13 protein-coding genes and 1 pseudogene are annotated in these 15666 nt (G+C 54.7%); 7 read left to right on the top strand and 7 right to left on the bottom strand.

Features of this window, described 5'->3' with window-relative positions; translation table 11 throughout:
* Positions 1 to 36: 36 nt before the first annotated feature.
* Entirely contained in the window at positions 37 to 591 is a 555-nt protein-coding gene (locus PVE35_RS19495; protein WP_277372717.1) for a sugar ABC transporter ATPase, read from the top strand.
* Positions 592 to 665: 74 nt separating this feature from the next.
* Here the strand turns inward: PVE35_RS19495 and PVE35_RS19490 are convergent, their stop codons facing one another.
* On the bottom strand, positions 666 to 2657 hold the full coding sequence (locus PVE35_RS19490) for a TonB-dependent siderophore receptor (RefSeq protein WP_277374911.1): 1992 nt from the start codon (positions 2655 to 2657) through the stop codon (positions 666 to 668).
* A gap of 318 nt (positions 2658 to 2975) precedes the next feature.
* On the opposite strand from PVE35_RS19490, the gene guaB reads away from it, so the two are divergent.
* The 5 genes from guaB (at position 2976) to PVE35_RS19465 (ending at position 8565) form a co-directional block, all read left to right on the top strand.
* Positions 2976 to 4445, top strand: coding sequence for an IMP dehydrogenase (guaB, locus tag PVE35_RS19485; protein WP_268178740.1), 1470 nt, complete (start codon positions 2976 to 2978; stop codon positions 4443 to 4445).
* A 119-nt stretch (positions 4446 to 4564) separates the two neighbouring features.
* Entirely contained in the window at positions 4565 to 6142 is a 1578-nt protein-coding gene (gene guaA, locus PVE35_RS19480) for a glutamine-hydrolyzing GMP synthase (protein ID WP_268178739.1), read from the top strand.
* Positions 6143 to 6443: 301 nt separating this feature from the next.
* On the top strand, positions 6444 to 7700 hold the full coding sequence (locus PVE35_RS19475; RefSeq protein WP_150606173.1) for a site-specific integrase: 1257 nt from the start codon (positions 6444 to 6446) through the stop codon (positions 7698 to 7700).
* Positions 7701 to 7760: 60 nt separating this feature from the next.
* The gene (locus tag PVE35_RS19470) at positions 7761 to 8036 is read left to right on the top strand and encodes a hypothetical protein (RefSeq protein WP_150606171.1); all 276 of its coding nucleotides are present in this window, start codon (positions 7761 to 7763) and stop codon (positions 8034 to 8036) included.
* A gap of 4 nt (positions 8037 to 8040) precedes the next feature.
* On the top strand, positions 8041 to 8565 hold the full coding sequence (locus PVE35_RS19465; RefSeq protein ID WP_150606169.1) for a DNA-binding protein: 525 nt from the start codon (positions 8041 to 8043) through the stop codon (positions 8563 to 8565).
* 26 nt (positions 8566 to 8591) lie between these two features.
* Here PVE35_RS19465 and PVE35_RS19460 read toward each other — a convergent pair whose 3' ends face one another.
* Together PVE35_RS19460 and PVE35_RS19455 are read right to left on the bottom strand one after the other, a co-directional pair.
* Positions 8592 to 8762, bottom strand: a complete 171-nt coding sequence (locus PVE35_RS19460; protein ID WP_092377199.1) for an AlpA family phage regulatory protein — start codon at positions 8760 to 8762, stop codon at positions 8592 to 8594.
* A 166-nt stretch (positions 8763 to 8928) separates the two neighbouring features.
* The gene (locus PVE35_RS19455) at positions 8929 to 9861 is read right to left on the bottom strand and encodes a DUF6602 domain-containing protein (RefSeq protein ID WP_150606167.1); all 933 of its coding nucleotides are present in this window, start codon (positions 9859 to 9861) and stop codon (positions 8929 to 8931) included.
* Between the two features lie 191 nt (positions 9862 to 10052).
* Between PVE35_RS19455 and PVE35_RS25485 the strand changes: the two are divergent.
* Positions 10053 to 10334: pseudogene (locus tag PVE35_RS25485) on the top strand (DNA-binding protein); the annotation flags it as partial.
* Positions 10335 to 10348: 14 nt separating this feature from the next.
* Here PVE35_RS25485 and PVE35_RS19450 read toward each other — a convergent pair.
* The 4 genes from PVE35_RS19450 to PVE35_RS19435 all read right to left on the bottom strand — a co-directional run bounded on the left by PVE35_RS19450 (position 10349) and on the right by PVE35_RS19435 (position 15651).
* On the bottom strand, positions 10349 to 10732 hold the full coding sequence (locus tag PVE35_RS19450) for an AlpA family phage regulatory protein (protein WP_092377194.1): 384 nt from the start codon (positions 10730 to 10732) through the stop codon (positions 10349 to 10351).
* A 422-nt stretch (positions 10733 to 11154) separates the two neighbouring features.
* A complete protein-coding gene (locus PVE35_RS19445) occupies positions 11155 to 12342 on the bottom strand; it encodes a response regulator (protein ID WP_092377191.1) in 1188 nt (395 codons plus the stop codon).
* Positions 12339 to 12809, bottom strand: coding sequence for a response regulator (locus PVE35_RS19440; protein ID WP_092377188.1), 471 nt, complete (start codon positions 12807 to 12809; stop codon positions 12339 to 12341). Before PVE35_RS19440 ends, PVE35_RS19445 begins: the two co-directional genes overlap by 4 nt.
* On the bottom strand, positions 12793 to 15651 hold the full coding sequence (locus PVE35_RS19435) for a hypothetical protein (RefSeq protein WP_150606165.1): 2859 nt from the start codon (positions 15649 to 15651) through the stop codon (positions 12793 to 12795). The genes PVE35_RS19440 and PVE35_RS19435 overlap by 17 nt, the downstream gene beginning before the upstream one ends.
* Between the last annotated feature and the right edge of the window lie 15 nt (positions 15652 to 15666).

The raw sequence follows: 15666 nt of genomic DNA, 5'->3' as shown, positions 1-15666 counted from the left end.
AGCTGCCGGCTTTCCTGGCCCCATCGTTCGAGCACCATGACCGCACAACTGATCCTAGTCCCGCAGATATCCACGCTTCCCGCCCATGAGCAAAAGGCCCAGGCCATGCTGCGCTGGCTGGTCAAGCGGGAGATCGTCGCGGCGCTGCCGACCACCTGTGGGCAGGGTGGCAACGGCATGGCCTATGCCATCGGCTCGGGCGCGCGGCGTATCGCTCAGCGTCCCGAGTTGCTGCCTTACGGGCAGCCGCACAATGGTCTGGAAATCATCACCAAGCGTTGCATCTATATGCCGACGCGCAACTTTCTCGAAGAGGCCGGCTGCCCCGAATGCCGCCGCGAAGTGGGCGTGCCGCTGTTCGACAGCCTGGAGGTCTGGTGGCCGGGGGAAACCGACAACTTCACCTGCCCGGAGTGCGGGCATGAAGATGACATCAACGGTTTTCTGTTCCTGCAACCCTGCGGTTTTTCCAACCTGGGCTTCATCTTCAACGGCTGGACGGAAGCCGGCCTGCGCCCGGCGTTCGTCGAAGAACTCGGCGAACGCTTGGGCTTTGCGGTGAGGCAGGTGCAGGTCGACGATCCGGCCTGAGCGGCTTTTCAGTCGGGTGTGTGGGAGCGGCTTTTGCTGTTTTCAGTTGTCGCTGAAGCGCCTTCCACGGTTTTTCAGAAGGCGATGCTGGCCGACAGGCGCAGCGCGCGCGGCTGACCGACATTGACCTGCAGCGGGCTGCCGGTGCTCGACGGGTAGTAGTGCTTGTCGAACAGGTTGTCGACATTGAGCTGCAGGCGCGTCTCGTAGTCGTGGGTCGGCAGATCCCAGCGCAGGAAAGCGTCGCTCACCGTGTAGCTGCTCATGTAGTAGCTGTTGGCGTTGTCGCCAGCGCGCTCGCCAACGTAGCGGGTGCCGGCGCCCAGGTGCCACTGGCCGAAGGCCGCAGGCGCACGCAGGTGGTGAGTGAGGTAGAGGCTGGCTGTCTGGCGCGGCGCCTGGGTCAGGCGGTTGCCCTTGTCTTGTGGGTCATCGAGGATTTCCGTGTGGGTGTAGGCATAGGTGGCAATCATCTGCCAGCGCTCGGCCAGGCGCCCGCTGATATCCAGCTCCACGCCGCGTGAACCGACCTTGCCGGCTGCCTCGCTGATGCTCAAACCGCCGACGTTGGTGCTGGTGACCACGTTCTTCTTGACGATATCGAACAGCGCCAGGTTCAGGCTCAGGTCCGGGTTGAAGTCGTACTTGGCGCCCACTTCGTAGCTGCGGCCTTCCTCCGGGTCGAACGCCTTGTTCTGGTCGTCGACAGTGGTGTTCGGCACGAAGGAGCGGCTGTAGTTGCCGTACAGCGATAGCGCGTCGTCGAGCTTGTAGACCAGCCCAGCGAAGGGGATGAAGGTCTGGTCGTTATTGTCCAGGCTCGGTTCGCGGTTGGCGGAAAGCCCCTGCACGCTGTACTGGTCGTAGTGCTGGTAGCGGCCGCCGAGCACCAGGATCCACTGCTGGTACAGGTGCCAGTTGTCCTTGAGGTACAGCGAGGTAGAGGTCAGCTCGTTGCGCATGTTGCTGCGGTTGGCGTCGATGACGTTCGGTTCGCCGAGATCGCCGTAGTGCGGGTCGCGAATGTCGATGTTGCGCCGGGTTCGGTTCGGGTTGCGATAGGTCTTGCCGCGGAAGTTGTCGTTGACCTCGTTGTCGATGCCCAGCAGCAGCTCGTGGGTCTGGCCGAGCAGGGTCTGCTGGCCGATGAAGTCCAGACTGGCGTAGCGCGTTTCATAGTCATACTGGCCACCGTTGGCCGTGCGCAGTAGCTGGTTGCCGTTGAGCGAGACCGGCTGGGCGATGGCCAGGTCGTAACGGTCGTTGTTCCAGGCGTAGGTCAGACGGGTCTTCCAGGCGTCGCTCAGTTCGTACTCGAAGCGCGCGCTGGCGCTTTCGCCGATACCCTCGTTGCCTTCCCATTTCTCGCCCAGGCGCTTGTGGTAGTCGATATCGGCCGGGTGGCCGTCGACGAACACCGTGCCGCGGTCGAAGGGTGTGCCGTAGTCGTTGTACTCGTAGGCCAGGGTCAGGCTGGCGCGCTCGCCGACCCAGCTCAGCGAGGGGGCGACCAGAGTGTGCTGGTCGACGCCATAATTGCGCCAGTAATCGCGGCTTTGCCGTTCGGCGACCAGACGATAGGCCAGGCCGCTGTCACCCACTGGGCCGGTGGTATCCAGGCTCAGGCTACCGCCGCCTTCGCCGAACGCCGTGCCGCCGATTTCGCTACGTTGCATGTACTGCGGCTGCTTGCTGATCACATTGATCAGCCCGCCAGGCTCCAGCGCGCCATACAGTAGCGAAGCCGGGCCCTTGAGCACTTCCACCCGTTCGGTGGTGGCACCGAAGTTGCGCGACAGGTTGGAGCGCACGCCATCGCGCAGCACCGAGCCGTCGGAATTGTTGCCGAAGCCGCGCTTGACCAGGGCGTCACGGGTATTGCCCAGCGTGTTGCCCTGGCTGATACCGCTGACGAACTTCAGCGCATCGTCCAGCGTGTGGGGCTGGAAGTCTTCGATGGTCTGCGGGGTGACCACCTGTACCGACTGGGCCTCTTCCTTGAGCGGCACGGAGGACTTGCTCGCCGTACTGGCACGCTTCGCCTGGTAGCCATTCTCGTCGGCCATGGGGGCTGCGACTATGTCCTGATTGGGTAATTCCAGCTCCTGGGCGAGCAGGGAGCCGGTGGGCAGCAGGCAAAGGCCGAGCAACGCGACGCGAGGGCGGCTCAGGGAAGGGCGGTTGGATTTCATTCGTGACTCAGGTGCGGGTGTTTTTGAGAATCATTATTCTATGGTTCGTGGCCAGTTGCTGGCTAGGGCCTGGTGTCGTTTCGACTGATCGGGGCGACACGGAGCGGACTTTGAATCGATACTTTGCATTGAGTGCAGCGAGGCCGGTGGGTATAATGTCGCGCTTCTTATTTTCCCGCTCGGGAGCCCGCCATGCTGCGCATCAGCCAAGAAGCACTCACTTTCGACGACGTCCTGCTCATCCCCGGTTACTCCGAGGTGCTGCCCAAGGACGTCAGCCTCAAGACCCGCTTGACCCGTGGGATCGAACTGAACATTCCGCTGCTGTCCGCCGCCATGGACACGGTCACCGAGGCTCGCCTGGCCATCGCCATGGCGCAGGAAGGCGGTATTGGCATCATCCACAAGAACATGACCATCGAGCAGCAGGCTGCCGAGGTGCGCAAGGTCAAGAAGTTCGAGGCTGGCGTGGTCAAGGATCCGATCACCATCGAAGCCGATGCCACCGTGCGTGACCTCTTCGAGCTGACTCGGCAGAACAACATCTCCGGCGTGCCGGTGCTGTCCAATGGTGACCTGGTGGGCATCGTCACTTCCCGCGACGTGCGTTTCGAGAACCGCCTGGACGCCCTGGTGCGTGAGGTGATGACGCCGAAAGAGCGCCTGGTCACCGTCAAGGAAGGCGCGGACAAGGAAACCGTGCGCGAGCTGCTGCACAAGCACCGCATAGAGAAGGTGCTGATCGTCGACGACGCCTTCAACCTCAAGGGCATGATGACCGTCAAGGACATCGAGAAGGCCAAGGCCTATCCGCTGGCGAGCAAGGACGACCAGGGTCGCCTGCGTGTCGGCGCTGCCGTCGGCACCGGCGCTGATACCGGTGACCGCGTGGCGGCACTGGCTGCCGCTGGCGTCGACGTGATCATCGTCGACACCGCTCACGGCCATTCCAAGGGCGTGATCGACCGCGTGCGTTGGGTCAAGCAGAACTTCCCGGAGGTTCAGGTGATCGGCGGCAACATCGCCACCGGCGCTGCTGCTCTGGCGCTGGTCGAGGCCGGCGCCGATGGCGTCAAGGTCGGCATCGGCCCTGGCTCGATCTGCACCACCCGCATCGTCGCCGGTGTTGGCGTGCCGCAAATCAGCGCCGTGGCCAACGTTGCCGCCGCCCTGGCCGGCACTGGCGTGCCGCTGATCGCCGACGGTGGCATTCGTTTCTCCGGTGACCTGTCCAAGGCCATAGTCGCCGGCGCATCGGCTGTGATGATCGGCTCCATGCTGGCCGGTACCGAAGAGGCGCCGGGCGAGGTCGAACTGTTCCAGGGTCGTTCCTACAAGGCCTACCGTGGCATGGGTTCGTTGGGCGCCATGGCGCAGGCTCAGGGCTCCTCGGATCGTTACTTCCAGGATTCCTCGGCCGGTGCCGAGAAGCTGGTGCCGGAAGGCATCGAAGGCCGCGTGCCGTACAAGGGCGCGATGGCGGCCATTGTTCACCAGTTGATGGGCGGCCTGCGCGCCTCCATGGGTTACACCGGCTGCGCCACCATCGAAGAGATGCGCACCAAGCCGGAGTTCGTGCGCATCACCGGCGCCGGCATGGCCGAGTCGCACGTCCACGACGTGCAGATCACCAAGGAAGCGCCGAACTACCGGGTGGGCTAAAGCCCACCAGCTTCAAGTTCCAAGCGGCAAGCTACAAGCCATCGCGCCTGTGGCTGCCGCTTTCTTCTTCAACTTGCAGCTTGCAGCTTGAGGCTTGCAGCTGCCTCGCAGAGGCACCCATGGCCCACGACATTCACGCCCACCGCATCCTCATTCTGGACTTCGGTTCCCAGTACACCCAACTGATCGCTCGTCGCGTGCGCGAGATCGGCGTCTACTGCGAACTGCACCCCTGGGACATGAGCGACGAGGACATTCGTGCCTTCGCGCCGCGCGGCATCATCCTCGCCGGTGGCCCGGAGTCGGTGCACGAAGCCAACAGCCCGCGCGCGCCGCAAGCGGTGTTCGACCTGAACGTGCCGGTGCTGGGCATCTGCTACGGCATGCAGACCATGGCCGAGCAGCTCGGCGGCAAGGTGGAAGGCTCCGACCTGCGTGAGTTCGGGTATGCCCGTGTCGACGTGGTCGGCAAGAGCGAGCTGCTGGCCGGCATCGAAGACCATGTCGACGCCGACGGCGTGTTCGGCCTCGACGTGTGGATGAGCCATGGCGACAAGGTCACCCGCCTGCCGGAAGGCTTCCACATCCTGGCCAGCACCCCGAGCTGTCCGATCGCCGCCATGAGCGACGACAGTCGCCACTACTACGGCGTGCAGTTCCACCCGGAAGTGACCCACACCAAGCAGGGTGGTCGCATCCTCTCGCGCTTCGTGCTGGAAATCAGTGGCTGCGAGGCTTTGTGGACCCCGGCCAACATCGTCGAGGACGCCGTGGCCGCTGTGCGCGCCCAGGTCGGCGACGCCAACGTGCTGCTCGGCCTGTCCGGCGGCGTGGATTCCTCGGTGGTCGCGGCGCTGCTGCACAAGGCCATCGGCGACCAGCTCACCTGCGTATTCGTCGACAACGGCCTGCTGCGCCTGCACGAAGGTGACCAGGTGATGGCCATGTTCGCCGAGAACATGGGCGTCAAGGTGATCCGCGCCAATGCCGAAGAGCAGTTCCTCGCCAATCTGGCCGGCGAAGCCGACCCGGAGAAGAAGCGCAAGATCATCGGCCGCACCTTCATCGACGTGTTCGATGCCGAGGCCAGCAAGCTGGACAACATCCAGTTCCTCGCCCAGGGCACCATCTACCCGGACGTGATCGAGTCGGCTGGCGCCAAGAGCGGCAAGGCCCATGTGATCAAGAGCCACCACAACGTCGGTGGCTTGCCGGAGGAAATGAACCTCAAGCTGGTCGAGCCGCTGCGTGAACTGTTCAAGGACGAAGTGCGCAAGATCGGCCTGGAACTGGGCCTGCCCTACGACATGGTCTACCGCCACCCCTTCCCGGGGCCGGGCCTGGGCGTGCGCATCCTTGGCGAGGTGAAGAAGGAATACGCCGACATCCTGCGCCGTGCCGACCACATCTTCATCGAAGAACTGCGCAAGGCCGACTGGTACCACAAGACCAGCCAGGCCTTCGTGGTGTTCCAGCCGGTGAAGTCGGTCGGTGTCGTGGGTGATGGACGTCGCTACGCCTGGGTCGTCGCCCTGCGCGCCGTGGAAACCGTGGACTTCATGACCGCACGCTGGGCGCACCTGCCTTATGAGCTGCTGGAAACCGTCAGCGGCCGCATCATCAACGAGATCGACGGCATCTCCCGCGTCACCTACGACGTGTCGAGCAAGCCGCCAGCGACCATCGAGTGGGAGTGATGTCGGGTCCTTCTGGGCTCATTGAGATGTATCGATAGCCAATTGCAACGTGTTGATTTAAAAGAAAATTCGTTGCAATGGTTATCGAGGCCTATCGCCGATTAGCAGAACGGATTGGCGGTAGCGGGGACGGTAGTAAACAGCGGTCGGATTGAGACCGTTCTGTTTACTATCCGGTCAAAACCGGTCTTTGACGGTAAATCGCTCCTTGGGAAAGCTTGCCCTGTGCGGCTTTCCCGGCATCAACAGGTCTCCTGACCCTTGACGGTAAAAGCCGTCATGAACAGGAGTAAAAACCTCGATGCTTACTGATACCAAACTGCGCAATCTCAAGCCCAAGTCCAAGCTGTACAAGGCTTTCGACCGCGATGGTATGTACGTGACGGTATCGCCTACCGGTACCGTCACGTTTCGCTACGACTACCGTCTCAATGGGCGCCGAGAAACGCTGACCATCGGCCGCTATGGGCCAACTGGCATTTCCCTGGCCATGGCGCGCGAGAAGCTGCTCGATGCCAAGCGCATGGTCGCCCTGGGCAAGTCTCCCTCCTTGGAGAAGCAGCGCGCTAAGCGGCGCCTGAACGCCGCCAAGAATTTCGGTGAAACGCTGACGAAGTGGTTGGCCGGTGCGCGCATGGCCGACAGCACGCGTGCGATGCGTAAAAGCATCATCGACCGTGACATCCTGCCGGTCTTCGAGAACCGGCTGCTGACCGAAATCACCCCTGACGATCTGCGAGCCCTGTGTGCCAAGGTGAAGGCTCGTGGGGCGCCGGCAACTGCGGTCCATATTCGCGACATCGTGAAACAGGTCTATGCGTTCGCGATCCTGCATGGCGAGAAGGTCGAGAATCCGGCTGACGACGTTAAGGCTTCCTCCATAGCCACTTTCGTGCCGAAGGACCGGGCGCTGAGCCCGACCGAAATTCGGCTGGCCTTCCATCAACTGGAGACTATCGCCGCGTATCCCACGATCAAGCTGGCCTTGCGGCTGGTGCTGCTGACCTTGGTTCGCAAGAGCGAGTTGATCGAGGCGACCTGGGACGAAGTGGATTTCGAGAACGCCACCTGGACGATCTCCAAGGAGCGGATGAAGGGGCGTAACCCGCACGTTGTCTACCTGTCGCGCCAGGCCCTGGACATCTTCGTGGCCCTGCACACCTGTGCGGCCGGTTCCCGCTATGTGTTGCCCTCGCGCTATGACATCTACCGCTGCATGTCGCACGCCACCCTGAACCGTATCACCCAGCTCATCGCCTCCCGCGCGAAGGAAGCAGGCCTGCCGTTGGAGCCGTTCACCGTCCACGACCTGCGCAGGACGGGTTCCACGCTGCTCAACGAGGTGGGCTTCAACGGCGACTGGATCGAGAAATGCCTGGCTCACGAAGATGGCCGTTCCTCGCGCTCGGTCTACAACAAGGCCGAGTACGCGGAGCAGCGCCGGCACATGCTGCAGGAGTGGGCGGACATGATCGACGCTTGGATCGATGGCCGCACTCATGTTCCCCAACTGCTGCCGGATAGCGTTGTAGTACCGGTGTTGAGTGCCACGGTTTAAGGAAAACGCAAGGTTGTCAGTTGACAACCTTGCCGTTCATGCGAATACTGGAGATCACTGATGACCCGTCCTTCTCACTCGAAGAAAGAGGTCGAAGAAGCACTCAGGCATGCCGAAGAGCAGGGCTGGCGCATAGAGCTGGGTGGTAGCCACGCTTGGGGACGAATCTACTGTCCCTACAACGATGACGATTGCCGCTGTGGCGAATTCTGCATCACCAGTGTGTGGAGCACACCGAAGAACCCTGGCAACCATGCGCGTGCTCTTCGGCGCGTCGTCGACAACTGCACCACGCACCGTAAGCAGCGGCAGGCCGCTGAGGGTGCAGAGGAATAGCGCTATGGAATACACCTTCACCCTGAAATACCAACTGGCCGACGATGACCGTGACCCGGAAGTGTTGGTCGAGCGCCTCGGAGAGGCCGGCTGCGACGATGCCTTGATCGGCATTGGTCAGCCAGGCCGGCTGGCGCTGGAGTTCACCCGTGAAGCGGAGAACGCTGAGGTGGCTGTGCGCAGTGCCCTTGCCGACGTGCGCAGTGCCTTACCGTCGGCAAGGTTGATTGAGGTGGCACCAGATCTGGTCGGTCTCACCGATGTGGCGGAGATCGTCGGCGTGTCGCGCCAGAACATGCGCAAGCTGATGTTGGCTTATCCGAGCAGCTTTCCTGCACCAGTACATGAGGGCAGTGCATCGATCTGGCACCTGGCAGACGTGCTGACCTGGCTGCAAGCCAAAGGTAGCTATTTGCTGCCTGGTGGTGTCTTGGACGTGGCTCAGGTGGCCCTGCAGGTCAATCTAGCCAAGGAAGAACGACGACTCACTCGCCCTACCTCCAAGGAACTGCTAGCCCTTGTCGGGTGAGACCGGTGCCGACTTCATGCTTGGTTTTAGCCCGCCCGTACAGGGCGGGTTTTCGTGAGGTAAACATCCGGCTTGCTGATATTGATCCGAGGCGCCCGCTTGCGCTCCTCAATCCAGGCCTCCACCTCGGCCAGATCCCAGACCACGCAATGTGGTGTCAGGTTGAAGCGCCTGGGGAACTCGCCACGGCGCTCCATTTCGTTAATCGTTGATACGGCGCATGAAGAACCATGCCGGGTAGCTGTTCTATTTTGGTATGCATGCTTCAGTCTATGCGTGACCTGCCAATTGAATTTTTGAACTGGATTCAAGGTGGATCGGAGTAATTCAAAGTCTTGAGGGAGATAGTTCTGTATCTATCTATTAATACTCCTGCTCAAGATCAATAAACACCACATCCTCCCGGCTCTGAATATAACGTCCCATATCTGGGTAAAGCACGGACACTGTTGTTAGCCCTTGGTGGAACAGTGTGCAGAAGTGTCTTAAATGCTCGATTGATTGTTCTTCAACTGGAAGAATTAAGCGATGCTTTAAACGCAGTGCTTGACTTGAGCGAGAACCATTTTCGTCGATGAGTGTCAGCAAGTGGGATGGAAATTGAAATATTGAGCCGTTGGGGTGCAAATACGCAAGCATCCCATCGTGCAGGCTGAGAATTATATTGTGCCGGTGGCAAAACGGATGATTGGGAAGCTCCTCATTATAACAATTCACGATATCTTGCAGGTGGTGCTGTACATTAAATTTAAACGACTCGCATATTAGGAATGTGAAAATTTGATCCAGCTCGTCTCGTTCAGGTTCGAACGTACTGCCGTGTATCCCACCTGACTTAAGTGTATAAGAGTAGGACGGCTCGTAGAGCGAGTCTCTAAGCGATTTCAGCTTTGCTAGCTTGCGGAGCGCCTTCTTCAATTCCGTCAGCGACATATGTGATTTGATTTCACCAACTGCGCAGACTGACTCGATAGGAAAGAAACGTTGGAATTGGTCGTCTCGAATCAATGGAGTGACTGTTTTGTCATATATGATGATATCGCATTGTGTACTGATGCGGCCATTCGAGTTAACAACGAATCCAGTATCTAAGCCCATGCGTTCTGGTGTGAATAATTTGAGGAAGTCACCGACAATCCGTTCGCGGTACACGCCAAATTCTAGCGAGTGTACTAATGTGCCTTGCTCATCTACGAATAGTCGCCGAGAACTTTCGATGAATGACGCTACAAAGCTACGTATTTTCTCGTCCAATAATGTGGATAGTGCATTGTCAGATTGTTGTATGCTCACCATCTACCTCCGCTCCTTTTCGAGAATACGAGCATAGCGCTTATAAGTGTCCAGCGCATGGCTTTGCATAACTTGCCGGGAGCGTCAGAGCCTCCCTGATAGCCTCTCTTGGATCTACCTAAGAGCACTTTATCGACCAGACCGAGCTTCCGGCACAGCATGACGAACTGCCTATAGACTCCAAGGCTGATCGAGTGACGCCGGATCTGATAGGTCCCACCGACGTTGCAGAGATCGTCGGCGTGTTGCGCCAGAACATGCGCAAGCTGATGTTGGCGTATCCGAGCAGCTTCCCTATACCAGTACATGAGGGCAGTGCGTCGATCTGGCACCGGGCGGACCTACTGCCCTGGCTTGTAGGCCAGGGGCAGCTATCTGCTACCTGGCGGTGACTTGGACGTCGCTCAGGTGGCCCAGGTGCAGAACGGCGGCTAACACGTCCAGCCTTCAATGAGCTGCAGGCCCTTGTTGGGTGAGGACGGCGCCAGCTTCATTCTTGGTGTGACCCCACCCGGACAGGGCGGGTTTTCCTGAGGTAAACATCCGGCTTGCTGATATTGAGCCGAGGTGCCCGCTTGCGCTCCTCAATCCAGGCCTCCACTTCGGCCAGATCCCAGACCACGCAACGCGGTGTCAGGTTGAAGCGCCGTGGGAACTCTCCACGGCGCTCCATCTCGTAGATTGTTGATTCGGCTAGCGGGACGATCTGTCTCAGCTCATGCTTGCGAATTGTCCGCCTGAAGGGCAGGGGGCTACCCTTTGGGAACTGCGGAAGCGACTCGTAGGCTTCCGTGCCCGGTAAGGGGAGGGACTGCTCAGACGCAGTGTCGAGGGCATCGGTTGTACGCGCAGAAGTATCCATCTCTATCTCCATGATTACGCTCCATGGGGAGATGGTGAGTTTCAATACCAGATGAGCCAACTTGCTGTGGCGTAGTCTGGTGTAGGAAATGCTTCCGTCCCAAGCTTTGTTGAAGCTACCGCTCAGTTCTGGGGTTCGCATTGCGACTATGTCTCAAGGTATTATAAACGCTACAAGCCTAGTAAAACCGTGCGTAGCTACAGTTGGCTGCCCATATTGTCGTTGCTTGGGGGCTTAATTCGCGGAGGGGGCGAAAACTGAGCACTGTACTGTTAGCTCACAGCTATCCGCCCCCCCCTACACGAGTGGATTTAACTTATCAGTCCAGTGAACATTAAGCGAACCTAGTAGCGGGCACCGCGGCAAAGCCGCTGATGACCGAATCAGAGATTTAACATTCATCTATCCAATAATAAAACTTGATGGATTTGATACTAATCTCCACTCAAGTCGGCAATTCCTGCCTTTATCGTTGCTACGACAAATTTAGCGGACAGCAAACAACCAATCCTATGGAATGAGTCTCCTTTATTTTCATCACCATCATCTACAACAGTCTTAGCAGCAAAAAATGCAGTGCGCTTGCGTGCATGTCTCGCCGCCTCATAAACTGAATAAACTTCCATATCAAAGCCTGCTAACTTCCGCTGCCCGACCGCCAATGTGGCAGTTTTACCTGCCTGAGCAAGAACAGCACTTCCACTACTAGTTGCTGCATCAGTCTTAATGTTGCAATTGATCCGCTCTATACCACTCGGGATCTCAGACTTTGCCGGATCAAGATCTGTCAGCAGCATTTTCTTCACACCGGCATCTGAAGAAACTTCTATTAGCTTGTTATGTACGTCAACGTCTAGTTGTACATCATAGTGTTCAGATTTAAACCCCTTGGCACCCCACTTTCCAGCATCATGCTGGTGGCAAGTCTGGCTCACCAATATATCATACAAACTAGACTCACCTTTAACGCCTCCGCAGATGCCGCTCATGCATATTAGTCGAGGTTCGAATCTATCTAATGCGAACGCAGAGCATACCGCCGCAGACACGAGTCCCATTCGGCTTGCCTTAACGATGACGGCATTGTATTTGTCAATGCTAACTTCGCAACAAACCAATCCTGATAAAGACTTCCACTCTCCCCAGCTATCAACTAAATGCTTGTAGGCATCGGCCTCTTTTTCCAGGGCGCACACAATGACAATGTCGAATTTCTTTGTCGGCTGAGATGCAAGTAATTTAATTCTAAGCGCCTCTTGCCATTCGCCATGATCATTGAATGGAATAACATTTATATCAACCAGATTCAGGTTGTGAACAAAATCACCATCATTCAGGTTGTGTCGCGTCAAGACAATTGCAGGTGTTTTAAATGACTTGCTCTGATAATCTCGGGTAGTTTCTACTAGTGAGGAGTGATGATCTTCTAACGTATCATCTTTAGAGGAACGCGGCACTATGAGGTCGAGCAGAATTAAGTCAAACTTGATGTTGGCCACTGCTCGAGAGTAGTCAAGCCAGTTTTTTTCTCTTTGAATCAATGCGTCGGGTACTACACTAGTCACGTGATCACTAATCTGTGCGAATTTTCCGTCTTCGTCTTCTAGTATTAAAATTTTCATAGGCTCTCCAAAATCTTATTTAATTCTTTCTTCCATTGGTTGTCGTTCTCTAAATATCGGACGCAACCAGCCATGTCTATTCCGAACTTGTTGAATATTTCTTCTTTTGCAAGTTCGACTGGAATTGGAAGCCCTTCTATTTCGATGTCAGGGTACTGCGTTAAAATAATACAGGGCGTGTTGTTGTCTAGATGCGCCACTTCAAATAACACATCTAGCCCGCCTGACGATAATGGGAATGGAGATCCGGCTCCAGCCTTGGGCTCGTGGCTATGAATAGACATGTCAATAATTGCCAAATCGAACGTTTGCTCTGTAAGTAGCGTAGTGGCAGAGGCAAGGGCCTGGCATTGGAATATATTAATCTTATTTCCAAAAAGATCTGATAGGTGAGAGTGAACTCCCTCCATCTTGAAGGGGTCGTCCTCTACAATTAAGCATTTTATTACTTCAGTGCTCAAGAGCATATACGAGCCTCACTTTAACCTCGTTCCCTATCACTTCATATTGTTCAAGCTTAAAATCTTGTCGGCTGCTTTCTAGAAGTAATAATTTTGATATTCCGCTTTTTTTATCGTATAGATTTGCATCTTGAAAGCTGGCTCTCTTCCTTGCTTCTATGTTGTTGGAGACTTCGATGATGCTGTCTGATGGCTTTATAAAAGAACTCATTTCTACGGTTAAGTATTTAGGTTTTCCAGGTACTATTTCAAATTTTCTTTTTAGGGGGCGGCTACGGTCTGAGTGTCTGGCTGCATTACTTACTACAATAGCAAGGGAGTCATAGATTAAGTGATAAAACCCACCTACTAGATCAATTTCTTCTTTGCTTTCATCGGCAGACTGAGGGTCAAAGTCATGAATTGTATCCTTTACTTCCTCGACTGTTGCAGAAAATAGAAGTGATACTGATGCTGTGGGAGCGATGATGGAAGGTCGCTTGAACCACCCAAACATGGTTGAAAGTTTTCTATCAATTGATAAGCATAAGTCTCGTCGAAAAGTGTCCGCAAGCACAGGGCTGACGTGCGCAGCCGCGGGAACTAACTCTTCGTCTAGGAAAAACTCATTTTTTAGAGGCACTTGCTGCGCTTTAAGATATCTAACAACAGATACAAGATCTATTTCTGCAAGACGCCAGCAATAGTCTATGATGGTTTGGCAAATGTCCGCTGTTGAAGTCGTCTCAGCATAGTTCTTGCTAATATTAGTTACTGCAGCTGCCAATACCTCTTGTTTGCCTGCACCATACACCTCTGGAGTTAAAAGCCCTAACGGCTTCGACCGAGACTGGACATGCAAACGCTCCGAAATTATTTCCTCAACTATTCTATTGTAGTTGTCTTTCCATAAGCTCCATTTCACCATAAATTGGTTGTTGGAGAATAAACTCTTGAATTTCTCTGATTTTTCTAAGGAATTTATTACGCTTGAATACAAGTGGCCGTGAAAGGTCCCATGTCTAATCCTGCGGCCGATGTAGGATGATATCCCGAAAACAGCGTTAGAACAAAAAGCAGAGTAGCTCTGGGTCATGACGAGTGATATTACTGTTTCGTCACAAGTTACTGATTGTCCTTTCTTGTCTGTGCCTGTAGATATTATTGCGTTATTTAATTCGATCATCATTTCGTCTTCGAGCCATGACGAAAAACGCGAAGGATCTACGTAGATCCGATGGTCGTCGATTTCATTTCGGACCCTATTGATTTGATGATCGATTCTCACTGCTCTTGCACGTTGAAGGTAGTGATCATCCTTTGTAAATCTAGCCATCCATTCATGAAGTGATGCACGTATTTCTGGAATATCAGAACGGTGTGGTGCAAGTTTGTTGAGTTTGGCCAGAAAATCCTCTGTAGATATATCATAGATATACTCTGCTACATAAGGGTGGGTAAATTGATATGCCTCTACCAGCTTGACTAAGCATCCTTCATGATACTTAAAGGCGAGATCTTCCAATAGCTTCCTAAGAAGAAAACTATCAAGTTCATTTTTGCTGCGTTTTGCAAGTAGTAAAAGAAGAATGAGCTTGACTAGTTCGTCTTTTGCGAGTTTTGCGGCTGTTCTGACTGCTTTGATAGGTACAGTCCGAGATAAATCTCTAGTTAGTCCCATTAAAGTGAGTAATTCTTCTTTTTGGAAACCGATCTGGCCGCCTGAAGTAGTTAGCCAGTAGTTAAAAATTGCTGACCTTGTAACTGTTCCAGAAGACTCCAGTCTAGCCAGTGTTGAATAATTATGTCGTGTGAATTGTGAGTTACCTATAAGATCCTTAAGAGTAATTCCTCCAACACTAGCTTGTATTGATAGTTCTATTTCCGCAGGTAGTTCACCCACTTCCTCTCTGGATGCATCGTAATAGCTATCAATTAGCATTCTGTATTGTCGTACAGGTTCGTACTCAAGCCATGCACTTGACTGCTTAAAGAATGAATATTCGCCTTCGCTATTACTAGCGTCATAAGTCAAAACTATAGGTTCAAATATTTTTTGCTTTCCAAGCCTTCCTGAGATTTCTGAGATGGCAGGATATTCAGATATCAAAAAGAGATGGGAATTATATTTCGCCAGAATAATAGCATCAATTAGTGAGCATTTTATTACTTCTCTAAGAAACTCTTCTAGTTCGCTATGCGATGATGCTAGCGGTTGAACTGTCAGTTTGGACAAGGTGCGAGTGTATCGGTTGACTCCTCCGCGATCGACTATGTTCATAATTGAGCGCTTGATCATCAAGATGCTCTGGTCTTTATCGTAAGAGTGAATTAGTGATGAGACTACTATTCCTTTGATTCCAGCTTGCAGCACCAGGCTTTCAATTCTATTGTCAATGGCATCTTCTTCGAGGTTTTCACGGATTAGAATTATTCGTCGCAAAAGAGCATGGCTCCAGCCATCCTCTTTAAGGATCTTGTGAATTACATCTATGCATGAGTTGAATTTCTTAGCTGCGTACAGTGTGTCTAGCTCCTCAAAAGAGGCTGCTAGTCGGTTTAGCTGCGCCGTATGTTTAATGGTGTCGGCGTTAATAGATGAGAGTAACTGCTGAAGAGTCATCTCCCTGTGTTCTTGTAGGGTGTCAGCGAAAGGTGGCTTTTTGGGAAAAGGTTTAGGTATTTTCACTGCCCTAGTCATTGAAGGATTATTTAGAATCACTTCTATGGCATTGACTTGATCTTTCCCTAGTTTGCTACGTAAATCAGCAAGTCGGTTTATGACGTTTTCATCTTTCTCGCTGAGTAATGCTCGTAGCTTGTTTCTTGTTTTTTTGTCTAGCCGCCTCAATGCTTCATGTCTATCCATTATTAATCCTGGTTA

This window comes from Pseudomonas sp. AA-38, from assembly GCF_029457475.1.
Taxonomy (GTDB): Bacteria; Pseudomonadota; Gammaproteobacteria; order Pseudomonadales; family Pseudomonadaceae; genus Aquipseudomonas.
Note: the sequence above shows the minus strand (reverse complement) of the source record. Positions and strands in the feature narration are given on the sequence as shown.

Coding starts and splice junctions, on each gene's coding strand:
- PVE35_RS19460 (WP_092377199.1), bottom strand. CDS start 8,762: ATGGAGCGCCGTGGCGAGTTCCCCAGGCGCTTCAACCTGACACCACAT.
- PVE35_RS19470 (WP_150606171.1), top strand. CDS start 7,761: ATGACCCGTCCTTCTCACTCGAAGAAAGAGGTCGAAGAAGCACTCAGG.
- PVE35_RS19445 (WP_092377191.1), bottom strand. CDS start 12,342: ATGAAAATTTTAATACTAGAAGACGAAGACGGAAAATTCGCACAGATT.
- PVE35_RS19475 (WP_150606173.1), top strand. CDS start 6,444: ATGCTTACTGATACCAAACTGCGCAATCTCAAGCCCAAGTCCAAGCTG.
- PVE35_RS19465 (WP_150606169.1), top strand. CDS start 8,041: ATGGAATACACCTTCACCCTGAAATACCAACTGGCCGACGATGACCGT.
- PVE35_RS19450 (WP_092377194.1), bottom strand. CDS start 10,732: ATGGAGATAGAGATGGATACTTCTGCGCGTACAACCGATGCCCTCGAC.
- PVE35_RS19440 (WP_092377188.1), bottom strand. CDS start 12,809: ATGCTCTTGAGCACTGAAGTAATAAAATGCTTAATTGTAGAGGACGAC.
- PVE35_RS19495 (WP_277372717.1), top strand. CDS start 37: ATGACCGCACAACTGATCCTAGTCCCGCAGATATCCACGCTTCCCGCC.
- PVE35_RS19455 (WP_150606167.1), bottom strand. CDS start 9,861: ATGGTGAGCATACAACAATCTGACAATGCACTATCCACATTATTGGAC.
- PVE35_RS19435 (WP_150606165.1), bottom strand. CDS start 15,651: ATGGATAGACATGAAGCATTGAGGCGGCTAGACAAAAAAACAAGAAAC.
- guaA (WP_268178739.1), top strand. CDS start 4,565: ATGGCCCACGACATTCACGCCCACCGCATCCTCATTCTGGACTTCGGT.
- guaB (WP_268178740.1), top strand. CDS start 2,976: ATGCTGCGCATCAGCCAAGAAGCACTCACTTTCGACGACGTCCTGCTC.
- PVE35_RS19490 (WP_277374911.1), bottom strand. CDS start 2,657: ATGGCCGACGAGAATGGCTACCAGGCGAAGCGTGCCAGTACGGCGAGC.